The 13,651-nt window shown below is 43.9% G+C and carries 7 protein-coding genes and 1 pseudogene; all 8 read left to right on the top strand.

The genetic code is table 11. The features are described 5' to 3' along the window. Nucleotides 1-819: 819 nt before the first annotated feature. Nucleotides 820-2,616: a ShlB/FhaC/HecB family hemolysin secretion/activation protein gene (locus tag ACFIKU_RS08720; RefSeq protein ID WP_375657268.1), complete on the top strand. Its 1,797-nt coding sequence runs from the start codon at nt 820-822 to the stop codon at nt 2,614-2,616. 25 nt (nt 2,617-2,641) lie between these two features. Further along, nucleotides 2,642-10,798 (top strand): hemagglutinin repeat-containing protein, encoded by an 8,157-nt coding sequence (locus ACFIKU_RS08715; RefSeq protein WP_375657267.1) that lies wholly within the window; start codon nt 2,642-2,644, stop codon nt 10,796-10,798. Continuing rightward, the gene (locus tag ACFIKU_RS08710; protein WP_375657266.1) at nt 10,795-11,208 is read left to right on the top strand and encodes a hypothetical protein; all 414 of its coding nucleotides are present in this window, start codon (nt 10,795-10,797) and stop codon (nt 11,206-11,208) included. Before ACFIKU_RS08715 ends, ACFIKU_RS08710 begins: the two co-directional genes overlap by 4 nt. After that, on the top strand, nt 11,196-11,732 hold the full coding sequence (locus ACFIKU_RS08705) for a hypothetical protein (RefSeq protein ID WP_375657265.1): 537 nt from the start codon (nt 11,196-11,198) through the stop codon (nt 11,730-11,732). The genes ACFIKU_RS08710 and ACFIKU_RS08705 overlap by 13 nt, the downstream gene beginning before the upstream one ends. Nucleotides 11,733-11,758: 26 nt before the next feature. After that, entirely contained in the window at nt 11,759-11,986 is a 228-nt protein-coding gene (locus ACFIKU_RS08700; RefSeq protein WP_375657264.1) for a hypothetical protein, read from the top strand. Further along, nucleotides 11,983-12,381 (top strand): hypothetical protein, encoded by a 399-nt coding sequence (locus ACFIKU_RS08695; protein WP_375657263.1) that lies wholly within the window; start codon nt 11,983-11,985, stop codon nt 12,379-12,381. Before ACFIKU_RS08700 ends, ACFIKU_RS08695 begins: the two co-directional genes overlap by 4 nt. Nucleotides 12,382-12,561: 180 nt before the next feature. Then, nucleotides 12,562-13,038, top strand: a complete 477-nt coding sequence (locus ACFIKU_RS08690; RefSeq protein WP_375657262.1) for a hypothetical protein — start codon at nt 12,562-12,564, stop codon at nt 13,036-13,038. Between the two features lie 197 nt (nt 13,039-13,235). Next, nucleotides 13,236-13,651: pseudogene (locus ACFIKU_RS08685) on the top strand (hemagglutinin repeat-containing protein); the annotation flags it as partial.

Here is a 13,651-nt window from a genome sequence, read left to right as displayed (position 1 = left end):
ATATAAAAGCAGCAACCGTCAAAACTCAAAACCTCTTCAAAACTCATAACCATAATGATCTTGATAGCATTTCTTATGATTATACCCCCTTTCTTTTGAAAGGCTTTAAAGGATCATATGCTTTTCATAAAGCACGTTTTAATTACTCAGTAAAATGATCACTTTTGTCAGTTCAATTTACTGACAGATAACTGACAAATATATATTATTGATTGTATTTATGGGTTGTATCATTAAAATACTAACATATTGAAATATAATGTTTTTAATTTTTTATCTCATTAAAAAAATACTATAGGGGCTAAAATGAACTGACTAAACTGACTAAACTGACAAGACTGACAAAACTCTTTTTACAAAGTCACTCAGATCATTTGCTTATGGAAAAAAGTTCCTTGATGAGAATGGCATAAAAAGAGTTTTGCGTGGTTGTCTTAAGACTTCAAAAGAGGTTCTTTATTGTTTTCTATGATGGTTTTTGACGACAGGATGTGCTTGATAGCATGATGTCTCGTTTATATGCGTGTTGAGTGGCTTAGAGGGGCTGGAGAGTGAATTTATCTCTAATTATTGATAAATATATTGTAGCATTAAACTGGGGATATTGATGTATTAAGCATTGACGGGCTAAACAGTTTTGTTTAAAGGTTTCTTTACATAAATGTGGGGGAGAAATCTTCAGCAGTTAAAATAGAGCAGTTTTTGGGTGTCACTTTTTTGGTAACAGAGGCATGTGCTTTTGTTAAAAGCGTCATAGGGCAGTGGCTGTTTTGAGTGGGCTTGTTAGAGGTTCCATGAAGTTCTTTTAAAGAATGCTTCATGAAGTGTGCAAAGCGGGGGCAATCTGTATTGTTTTCTGTATTTTTACGCCAGAGTTCTCTTTTGAGAATTTTTCGTGCCATTGTTGTTTTCTTTGGCTTGTTTACAGGTGTAAGTGTTTATGCGCGGTCATCGGCTATTTTTCATTCCCCAACCGATAATTTTTCTCGCCAACAATCAGAAAAGCAGCAATTAGAAAGAATTGAGAAATTACGGTCTTTAACGCCTAAAAGGATCAAGACGCCTTCAGAGCAAAATCCAGAAACGCTTTTGGGTGGGAAACAATGTTTTCCCATTCATGCTCTTGTTGTTGAGGGAGTGCATCATGTCAAAAAGCGCTTTATATCAGCCGTAACAGAGCCTTATATTGGAAGATGTATCGGGCTTGTCGATATTCAGCTCTTAATCAAGAAGTTAACCAAAGTTTATTTGGATCAAGGCTATGTAACGGCGCGTTTTTACATTCCTGATCAAGATATCAAAAACAGCAAGACGCTCAAATTTGTTGTCGTTGAGGGCAAACTTTCAGATATTTACTATAATGGTTCACCGGCGTCTCGTTATAACAATGTTGTGTGGAGTGCTTTTCCTGGGCTGAAAGGTCATGTTTTGAACATGCGCGATATTGAACAGGGGCTTGATCAGATCAACCGTTTGAGTTCAGCGCACGCTCAAAGTGAACTTCTTCCAGGGAGTGAAGAAGGGAGCACCATTGTCAATATTAACAATCATCCCGATAAAACTTTCAAGGTTACTGTTTCTCATGACAATATGGGGCAATCCTCTACAGGTTATGCGCGTTATAGTGCGGGCTTGAGGGTAGAAAATATTTTAGGGATGAATGATGCGTGGGATTTTAACTATCAGCGCAGTCAGACAGATTATTGGGGTGGGAGCAAGCAAGAAGGACATAGTAATAATCTTTCAGCGAGTGTGAGTATTCCGTACGGTTATTGGACCTTTGGATTGAATGGCACTGTTTATAATTACCAAAGTATTATTCCTGGCAATTTTACCGATATTGAGACGACGGGGGATTCCAGTGAGTTGCACGCCAGTACAAGCAGGGTTCTTTACCGTGATGGTGTTTCCCTTACAACCTTGAATTTGGGTCTTTCTTATAAAAGAACCAACAATTACCTTCTTGGCAATAAGATTGAAGTGGGCAGTCGTCAATATAGCGTCGCCAATTTTGGGATTTCGCATTCTCGCCAGATGTTGGGGGGAACGTGGACTTTTGATGTAAGTTATTTGCAAGGGATCCCCTTGTTTCATTCTGTCAAGAAGCACGATCCAGGAGCAGGGGATGCGGAGCCACAATTTGCCAAATTTACCGGAACACTCAGTGTTATGACGCCTTTTAAGGTAGGGGGCTTGGACTTTATACTGAGCAATCTTTTGAGTGGTCAATATTCACCGCATAATTTATTGGGTGCTGAGCAGATTTCGTTGGGGGGCGCTTCCAATGTTCGTGGCACGCGTGAGAGTTTGCTTTTTGGCAATAACGGTTTTTTTAGCCGGAATGATTTGTTGTTGCGCACCATTCCGTGGAGCAATCACGCAACCTTCAAAAAGGTTTTTGGTGAACTACGCCCTTATGTTGGTTTGGATTATGGGCGTGTTTTCGCACAACCCTTGTATGGGATTAAGAGTGATCAGCTTGCCGGTTGGACAGCAGGTGTCAAGCTTGCGGGAGGCATGGTCTCTCTCGATGCTAGTTATTCCAGTATTTTTTGGAGCACAGTTAAGCACAAGAAATCAGGAACATTTTTGATGACATTAACAATGGAACTTTAAGCGTTTTTTATTGGGGAGTTAACGTATGAGATATGAGAAGAGAGCAGAAAGAGCCGCTTTATTAGGTGTTTTGGTCTCCAGTACGATGCTCAAAAAGGTTTTATTTTGGGGACTTGGTTTTTCTTGTTTGTTCGCACCTTCAGCGTTACAGGCGCAAATTACTGTGGATCCTAACGCAGGTAGCGCATATCGTCCGGATATAGTGGCAGCGCCCAATGGGGTTCCCTCGATTGATATTGTTACCCCCAATGGCAAGGGCTTATCACACAATAAATATGATGATTTTAATATTGGCAATGCAGGTGTGATTTGGAACAATCATGCGCAAGAAGTAGGGCAATCGCAGTTGGGGGGCATTATGCCGGGCAATCCGCATTTGCGTGTTACGGGTTCGGCGAAAGTGATTTTAAATGAAGTGACCAGCAGCAAGCGCAGTGCACTTCATGGTCCAGGAGAGGTTTTTGGGCGCCCTGCCGATGTGATTATAGCCAATCCCAATGGGATAAGCTGTGATGGTTGTGGTTTTATCAATACGCCCCATGCGACCTTAACCACAGGTGTACCCGAAATTGATGCGAGTGGTTTTTTGAAAGGCTTTGAGGTACGAGGTGGGGACATCACCTTTGGCGCAAAGGGAGCCAATTTTTTCTCAGGCCAAGGGGCTGTTGATATCGTCGATATTGTCTCACGCACGGTGCATTTTGAAGGAGCTGTTGCGGGCAAGGAGATTGGAGTGACAGCAGGGACGGGTCACTTTGATTATGCTTCACGGGAAATGAAAGAGCTAACTGATATTACTGGTAAACCGGAATATGCGATAGATGGTTCTGCGTTAGGGGCTCTACAGGCGGACAGAATAAAACTTGTGGCGACGGAAAAAGGTGTTGGGGTTCGTATGCGCCATGATATGGCGGCTAATGCGGGGCAGTTGCATCTTTCTGCTGATGGAAAAATCTCGTTGAAGAATGTGTTTGGTCATGGGGGTGTTGTTCTCAAATCGAAAAGCCAGAGCGTATTGGCAAAACACATCACCTCGAAAAAGCATATTGATATTGCAGCACATAAGGATGTGACGTTAGAGATGGTTGGCGCTGATGGTCATTTGAAAATAGAGGCGCAGGATGGGCTTTTATCGATTTCCGGCAAGGCAACCTCTGGGGGTAATATGGAGCTGTCTTCGCGCCAGACACTTCAAGTTTCAGGGCTAGGGTCAGGCGCTGATATGGCTCTTGAAGCGGGTGGAGACTTGAAGCTTGAGGGGATTGTTTTAGCGCAAGGGAACCTCAAGGCACATGCCGGTGGTGATATACAAGCTCATTTTTTAGCCGGTGGGGTTGATATGGCGGCAACGGGTGCTTCTGGTGTTGTTGTTCTTGGCACCCAAGGGGATGTTGATCTTCAGAGCAGTCAAGGTGCGATTGTTGCTGAAAGTGTTTATGGAGCAGGAGATATCACTCTGGTTTCTCATAACGGGCTTTCTGTTTCTGAAACAATTCTGTCGCATCAAAATGTTGCCATTCAAGCACAACCAGAAACAAATGCCCCCGTTCATTTTGGGCAACTTTTAGCTCATGGCAAGGTAAATATTGGGGGCGGGGCGGTTGACTTTTCTTCGCTGATGACGGGTGAAAAGGCTGTTTTAAAGGTTGGCAGCCTTGATGCAGGCACACTGATGACAGGTGTCGTTTCTACGGGCGATTCAGGGGATCTTATTTTAGATGAAAAGGGCTTTCTTTTGATTACAGCAAAAGAAGGGGTGAAGGTTGGGCAGATTGCCAGTGGTGGCAATATTGAAATTTTTGCTGGCAACGACATTTATTATGATCAGGTCATTGGCTATGGCACAGCCACATTGACATCGGTATCTGGAGGGATCAGTGTTGAGAATGTGCTGTCTGCTAAGGGGGATGTGAGGTTGACAGCACCGACACTGGATTTAAGCAATAATCGTTCTCATATTTACACGCCGCAAACGCTGTATTTAATTGCAGATCATATTGATGTCTCGGGCAGTGAATTGACTTATGGTGGTTTAGATTTTAACAGCACCAATGCTCTTGAGATTCACAATGCGCGGCTACAAGCCGTGACAGATGAGGGGGGGACTGGAGATATTCTCTTTGTTGCTCCAGGCGTTATGGTGGATGAGGGCAGCTCTGTTTTAGCAGCACGAGATTTCGTGATCAAAACGGGGGAGCTTGGAAATAGCGGTCAATTGGCAGCAGGACAGGATTTAGTCTTTAGCGTGACGGGCAATGTGACGAATAGCAAAACGGGCTTAATTTATGTGAAGGGCAATGGTGCTTTACAAGTTGATGGGGATTTTCTCAATGATTTTGGCGCTATAATGGCAGAAGGTGATTTGTTTTTTACCAATGCAGCTGGCAGCGGAAAAAGCCTTTCGCTTGTTAACAAAGCGGGCTTTATTCAAGCAGGTGGAAATTTAAATATCCAAACCAACACTCTAAAAAACGAAGCCGATAGCACGCCCGTCATCACGGAAAAAACGGAATATAGCGATATTTCTTTCCAAAGACCAAAGGATTCTGACCAACTCAGTGATGGGATGTTATATCAAGATGGTCCCAACCTCTGGGGAAAGGGGCACGAACATCAAAGTCATACCGGACCTTTTGACGGGCACGTAAGAATTTTCTTGGATGTTCCTCTTTGGTCGAGCAAAGAAGAAACCTATGGCACCGCAATTTCAAGCAATGGAACAGTCTACAAGGCATTTACTTGGGAATTTAAGCCTGTCTATGATCAAAAGTTCGTAAAACGCTATCGATGGAATGGTGATAGATGGGGAGGATGGTTTGGGAATAGTAACTGGTCACACATGACAGAAAAGACTGTCACGCAAGGGTTTTCGCATAAACCGACGGTTCAGGGGATGATACAATCTCACGGCAATCTCATCATTAACGCTGATAATATTGACAACCATTATAGCACTATGAGAGCAGGGGGGAATGCTGATATCCACGCCAATGTGCTGACCAATTTAGGGGCAACGGCTTATAAAAAAACCTATCTTGGTTGTCAGGCTTATACAGACAGTTGTTATGGCTATAAAGCTGATGGAAGCCGCGATGTTTCTTTAGATATAGCCAATGGCAAGGATCGCCAGATTGGTTCAGAAGCTTTGGAGAGCGTTCCTGGTCTTGTTCAAGCGGGTGGCACGTTGAATCTGGTGGTTGATCAACTCAATAACACGGCAGCGGAAGGTTCGATTACAGGGGATGCGCATTTTGAGGCAAAAACCGTTGAAGGCAATCCACTGGAGGACTTAAGTGGTTTAACCGGGGCTGGTGCTCTCTTTACACCAAAAGTAGATCTCAATAATGCAGGGGAACTTTCTGAGGGGCTTCCTTTACCAAAGCCCCAATCGGGTGGGGTTGGGGGCACGCTGCCCAACCAGAATTTCCTTTATGAAACGCGGGCAGAATTCCTTGATGTTGGCAAGTTTTATGGCTCAGCCTATTATTTGAACAGAATTGGTTACAATCCTGATCGGGAGATTTTTTTCTTAGGCGATGCTTATTTCGAAAAGGAATTGATTGAGAAACAAATGCGTGATCTTGTTGGTCAAGGTTTGGGCAAAGGTTCCTTTATTCCTGGAAGTGATGCCATTGAACAAGTCAAAACCTTGCTGGATGTCGGGGCGGAATATGCAAAAGCACACAATCTCCCCTTTGGTGAGGCTTTGAGTGAAGAACAATTGGCGTCCCTAGAAGCCCCGATGGTGATTTATGTGCACCAACAGGTCAAGGGCATGGATGTTTATGCGCCGGTGCTTTATATCCCCGAAAAAGACAGATCCTCCTTTGTTTCTGCTGGGGCTTTGATTATGGGCGATGATGTCAATATCACCAGCCAGAATACAAGCAATTCCACGATAACCAATTCAGGGCGGATTGCGGCAAACCACCAATTGCATGTGCATGGCGGGGATATCCTCAGTCAAGGGGGGCATTTTGCGGCGGGTGGTGATGCTGTTTTAGTTGCAGAGAAGAATATTCGTTTGGATGCAGGGCGCACAACGGTTGACGGCGTGGAGACTGTATTAAACACCGAGGCGCTTTCTGCTGGTGGTAATGTGAGCGTGATTGCTAAGCAAGATATCACCGCCTCAGGGGTGGGGATCACCACCGGGGGCGATCTTGCCATGGCTACAGAACAAGGCAACTTGACAATCGGTTCAGCAGAAACCCATTACCATGATGAACAGGGTGATGCCACCATGCATCATAAATCAGAAGTCAACTCTGGAGGCTCGACGACACTTGCCTCTGGAAAAGATTTGAATATCTTAGGCTCTGATGTTCAAACAAAGGATAATCTTTCCTTACAAGCTGAGGGCAATGTTTCGATTGATGCTACACGCAACAGCATGGACAATCATACGCGGGATGGGCAAACCTCCCATGTCACCTTACACAATGGCTCTCATTTAAGTTCTGGAAAAGATACCACTGTCATCTCAGGTCAAGATATCCATATGGCTGCTTCCGATATAGATGCGAAGGGCAATGTTGGACTTGGTGCGAAAGGGGAGATAACAATAGGGGTGAGAAACGATGAGATGGAATATCATCTTCGCGCCAAAAACACGAAAGTGGACATGCAAGCTTCTCATGCGGTTGGATCTTCGATAAAATCGGGAGGTGATACCACGGTCATTGCAGGGCAGGATGGCAAGGCGCATGATCTCACTATCACAGGTAGTTCCATTGCGGCTGAGGGCAAGGTAGGGCTGAAAGCCAGCAACGATATTCTCATCACCAATGCAGAGGATAGCTTACATTATGAGATGTCGTATCACAAAGAGGGTGGGGTGTTTAGTAGCAGCAAATCTGAGCATAACAAGGTTGATGCGACAGAAGTTTCCGGTTCACTCATAACAGGGGGCAAAGGCATTACTATTGATTCCGGAAACAACACGGAAGTTGTCGCCTCGACGCTTGTAGCCGGGAAGGCAGAGGAAACGTCAAGAGAGAAAGCACCAGGAGAACAGAAACAAGCGGATATTACCATTCACTCTGGGGGAAAGATTGTCATCAAAGGCGCCCAAGAACACTTGGACCAGCAAGCACAATCGTCATCAAGTGGCTTTTTGCATGAGGAATCGTCCGATACATCTCAATCGCATAGCACAACGGTCTCCTCTATCCTTGGGGCGACGGGCAACATTGTGTTAGACGCACAAGGAGAAGCCAAGATTTCTGCTTCTCATCTGCTTTCCGGTCAAGATATCAATGTGAGCGGAGAAAGTGTGACGATTGATGGCATGACAGATCATCATAAGAGCCATTCAGAGACCCATGAAACAGGTTTTGGTGTGGGATCAGGCAAGGGCTTTGTGTCGATATACGGGAGTGAGGGAAAGACAGAGAATGAAGAGAGTTTTGAACATCAAGGTTCTTCTCTCAATGCGGATGGCACGATCAACATCACTGCCAAGAAAAAAGATGTGACAATTGTTGGCTCTGATCTTGCCGGTGAGAATATTAACCTTTCGGCAGCGCATGATGTCAATGTGCTTGTTGGTCATAATAGCCATAAGTCAAACTCTCAAGAAGAGCGGGAAGGTTTTGGGTTTCAGTTTGAAAAAAGCAAAAGCGGTGCTTCTGTAGGTGTTGGAATTGCAAGCGCTAAAGATACGGGCGATCAATGGGAAACCACTTCCACACAATCACACATCACGGCGCGCCAAGATGTGCAGATTACTGCTGACAATGATGTGAATTTACAAGCGACCAATGTTACGGCGGATCGTGATGTCAACATTGATGCTGGCAATAATATCACCCTATCAGAAAGCCATGATACCTCTAACGCAAAAGAAAAGCATGAAAAGTCTTTTGCTGGTGTGACAGCCTCTGCTGATATCGGTGTCCTTGGCACGGTACAAGGACTAAAAGATGCCGCAGATCACATGAATAATAAGGATGGAAATAACACCGTTCTTAATGGCATACTGACCGGCATGAAAATCAGTCATCTTTATAGTAAAGGCAAAACCTTTGTTAATTGGCTGACTGGCAACACAGGGGAAAAGGGGAACATAACCAAAGGACTGAGTAGCCCATTAGGAGGGTTGGGGGGCTCCACCAAGGATGCTCTTGCCAATATGGCTGGCGCATCTGGCAGTGTAACCGTGGGCTTTAAAACTGAGAAAACAGAAGCCTCTTCTCAAGTCTCCACAGCGGTGACAGATAGCATAGAAGGTGGACGCGCTGTCAACATGCAAGCCCACAAAGGCAGCATTCATGGTGTTGGAGCCGATATTATAGCTGGTACCAATCCAATCTATGTGCTGGAAAATGATGCACAGAGCGGAAAGATCACCATGGAAGCAGGTAAAGATATCACCTTTGAAAGTGCACAAAACACGCAAAGCACACAAAACAGCAGTGAAAGTTCTTCAATGAGTGTTGGCACCGGTTATGGCACGGGTGGCGCAGGGGCAACGGGTAGTGCTTCTTTTAGTCAAGGGGAAGGTTCCAGTGAGGAAGTTCAACACAAAAACAGCCATATTATAGGTAGCGGCACTGTTCATACCACGAGTGGGGCAAACACCATACTGGCAGGCGCCGTGGTTTCTGGAGAGCGTGTAGAAATGGAAGTAGGGGGTAGTTTTGCCATTACCGGTCGCAGTGATACGGGGCAAACTTCCAGCAAGCAAAACTCTGTTTCTGTTGGGTTTGGTGCTGGACAAACGGGTGGTGGGGGCTCCATGAGCGCCTCTTTCCAAAAGGATAAATCCTCTAGTGATTATCATAGTGTTGTGGAACAATCAGGCATCAAAGCGGGTGATGGCGGCTTTAAGATCAACGTTAAAGACAAAACAACGCTGACTGGAGGACTTATTTCCAGCATAGCCTCGGCGGACAAAAACAGTCTGACCACAGGAAGCATCAGCACCAGTGATATCAGCAACAGTGCCCATGCTAAAGCCAGCAGCCATGGGTTTAGCATTTCTGGGAATGACACGATAAAGAACATTGCCAAGAATGTTTTAAATCACGGCAAAGCCAAGGATGGAGCAGAAGGGGAAACCAAATCTGCTATCAGCGATGGGACTATCATCCTTACTGATACAACTGGACAGGGGGCGATGGGGCAAGATGCTGGACAAATCATTGGCTCTCTCAACCGCAACACCGCAGCAGCACACCAGGCAGTAGGACAGCTCAATGTCGCACCGCTTGAGGATATATTGCGTAATCGTTTAGGTATAAGAAATAAATGGGTAGATGAATGGTTTGATATATGGGATGGGGTTCGTAAAATGGCATTTTATGTTGACCATCCAGTGGGTGAGGTTGCGCATGATGAAAATGGCAATGTCCTCTATCTAACCGATGAAAATGGAGAGTATATAAAAGGCAGCGATGGAAAATATATCACTCTGTATCACTTTTTAAAGCCAGAGGAAGAAAAGCATTTACAAAAAGGCCCTAATGGTGCTGTTTATATGTTCTACAATGGCATTTTTAATTCACCAGATGAGGCAGCGGGTAATGCTGTCCAATTGGCTGTTAATAAAAATGGTCCTCTTTATTTTACATACTTTCCCCAAGCTGACGATGTGCTGGTAGAATTAGGGGTAGCAGTTTATCAAAAGTTTTGGGAGGGTAACACTTGGGGATTGAGTAATTCGACCAAGAAGTTCCAAGATTTTATCTATCGTTATGGCAATGATAATGCTATTGTTAGTGCGCATAGCCGTGGTAGTCTGACAGTGGGTAATGGAATGCGTGACTTTGAAAAGCATGGCATTCACGGTATAGCAGAAAAAACAGATATCTATCTTTTTGGACCAGCTGATAACTCTCAATCAATAGCGAATGCACTCTATTATGTGAGTGATGGTAAAAAAGATCATATTTATTTACAAAACCATATATTCGATCCCATAGGTACAGAAATTGGTCACAATCCACCTACTGCTTATAAGGTACCCTTGAAGTTCCCCTATGTATTATTTCCACCAGCAATTCCAATGAAAGAGCAAGTGGGAGCGCTACGCGGCTTTAAACCTAGCACCCATAATTGTTATGCTGATGCGGGTGATGCGTGTGAACGTAATTATGGAACAAATCATAATGCAAAAATTTATGCACCTCGTGCAATTTTAGATAATTTAGGTTTAGGTTATTTATGGAGAAAAAAATGAATACGCTGTTTAAATTATTAAGTGGGATAGTTTTATTAAGTATAGCTGGATGTGACATTGAAAACATTGACAAACCTGCTCCAGGGTACGTGAGTATGTGGGAGAAGTCAGGTGCGGATTCTACTGAGGTAGGAAAAGCCTTATTAGAATGTGGAATGCCGAGCCTTATTGATCTTGATTCAGAAAATAGAGAGAGAAGCAACAATGCAAAAGCAACAATTGATGCCTGTATGGTTCAGGCAGGATTCCACTATAAAGATAAATGGGGAGGAACTTGGTGTCAAAACTATAAAGCCGAAAACTTGCCCATTTGTCAGCCTGGTGCTGTCATCCCACAGAGAAGTGTCGAAAAGCGCTTAAACAGCCCGTTTTGTAAAAGAAGTCCAGTACAACCTGAATGCAAACCTTGAGTGTTGCTATTGGTGATGATCAACAATCCCCCTCCTTACCTTCACTTGGAATGGTGGGATTGTTTCCTCTATATCACTATTTAACGTCAGAGGGAGAAAAGCATTTACAAGCTGGTTATGATGGCAAGGTGCATGTGTTCCTCAATGGTATTTTTACAACACCAGATGAAGCAGCCCATAATGCGGTTCAGTTGGCTGATAACAAGAATGATCCGCACTATTTTCTGATGTTCCCTCATAGCGATTCGCGCTTGGTAGAGGTGTTCATTGCAGGGTATCAGTATTTTCTAGAAGGTAAGTTGGGTGCTCTGACCAATTCGACGAAGAAGTACCAGAATCTGTTGTATAGCCTTGGCAATATAGGATTGCATACTGATGCGCATAGCCGCGGCAGTATGACAGCGGGCAATGGATCGCATGATTTAGAAAAGCATGGTGTTCATGGTATAGCAAAAAAACAACGATTAATTTCTTTGGACCAGCTTATAATACTCAAAACATGGCAGATACGTTATATATCTTAAGTGATGGAAAGCAGGATTACGTAAACTTGGAAAATCATAAATATGACTTTGTGGGTACAAAGATTGGCAAAAATCCTTACACTTTTGAGCAAATACCTCCTGGAAGTGGTCCTTGGAAAGAGAGAGGGCAAATATTTAAGGGCTACCCCAGTGTTCATGCTTGTTATGGTAATGCCGGTGATGCTTGTACATGGCGCTACGGTTCACCTAATCGTACGCCAATTTATTCAAAATATTCAGGGAGGAAAAAATGAAGAAAATCTTGAAATTATTAAGCGGAATAGTTTTGGTTAGTGTAGCTGGATGTAACATAGATAAGCCTCCTCCAGGGTATCTAAGTATGTGGGAGAAGTCTGGAGCAGATTTTACTGAGATAGGAAAAGCCTTGTTAGAATGTGGTATGCCAACCCCTTATGATGTCGATCCAGAAAGCGAAAATATAAGCATTAATGCTAAAGCAACAATTCATGCTTGTATGCTCCAAGCAGGATTCCACTATAAAGGGAGAGGTAACTGGTGTTATACTTTTAAAGAGAAAAACTTGCCCATTTGTCGTCCAGGTGCTGTCATCCCACAGCGCAGTGTCAAGAAGCGCTTGAACAGCCCTTTTTGTAAAAAGCATCCAGAACAATATGAATGCTATCCTTAAGTCTTGCTGTTTGTAATGACCAACAATCCGCCATCCTTGCCTTCGCTTGGAATGGCGCGATTGTTCCCTCAATCCATCATCTCAATATTGTTCACCGTTGTTTTAAGCAGCGGTGACAGGAAATATCAACAAGATTCCGAGCTGTTTTATCGTAAATAAATCCATTGAAAGAGGGGAAAAATGAAGAAAATCTTAAAAATATTGAGCTGCATAGCTCTGTTAAGTATCACTGGATGTGTTAACCAACCTCCTCCATCAACTTTAGCATTATGGGAAAAACCAGGTGTCGATAAAGCGATGATCCAACAATCCTTATCAAAATGTGGTTGGAAACCAGTCTATGCTTCTTCTAGTGATATGAATTCGTATGCAAATGAATTTGCCTCAGTTTATGAGTGCATGAAAAAAGCAGGTTTCCGGTATAAATTGCAAGATTCAAAGGGGCTCTATTTTGTACAACCTCTGAAAAGTGACTCGTTTTTAGCTAATTTGATGCTAGCTGGATATCAGCAATTTATGGACAATGACACCTTTGGTGTGACCAACAAAACGAAACAGGAACGCGCTTTACTAACGCATTTTGAGGATGAAAGAAAACGTCAGCAAAAGCAAAAAGCTTTACAAAAGCGATCACCAAAGCGTTCTCCCCATCGTTAAAAAGGTCGTTGGATAAAATCACGAATGAAGTAGAGGATCAAAGCTGTTTCCTTCTTTATCCACGCAACAGGCACTTTTAATTTGGTGGTTAAGATAGTCGACAATAAGGCAGGGGTGAGGTTTCATTACGGGTGATGCGTATTTTGAAGCCAAAGTCGTGGGGCAATCCACAGGATACGTTAAGCGGTTTGACCGAGGCTGGTGCATCTGGCAGTATGACAGTGGGCTTTGAGAAAGCAGAAGCTTCTTCTCAAGGTTCCACTGCGATGACCACAACAATAGAAGCAGGACGCGCTGTTAATATGCAAGCCCACAAAGGCAGCATTCATAGTGTTGGCGCTGATATTATCGCTGGTACCAATCCAGTCTATGCAAATGATGAGCAGAGCGGGAATATCACCATGGGAGCAGGTGAAGATATCATCTTTGAAAGTGCCCAAAACACGCAAAGCACACAAAACCATAACCAAAGCGCTTCGATGAATGTTGGGTATAGTTATGGTACCAGTGGTACAGGGTGGATGGGGAATGCTTCTTTTGGTAAAGGTAAGGGTTCCAGTGATGAAGTGCATCACAAAAACAGCCATATTATAGGCACCGGCACTGTTCATAC

The sequence above is a fragment of the Bartonella sp. CM120XJJH genome, assembly GCF_042194715.1.
In the GTDB taxonomy this organism is placed as follows: Bacteria; Pseudomonadota; Alphaproteobacteria; order Rhizobiales; family Rhizobiaceae; genus Bartonella.
The sequence above is the reverse complement of the archived record's forward strand: the minus strand, read 5'-3'. Positions and strand labels throughout refer to the sequence as shown.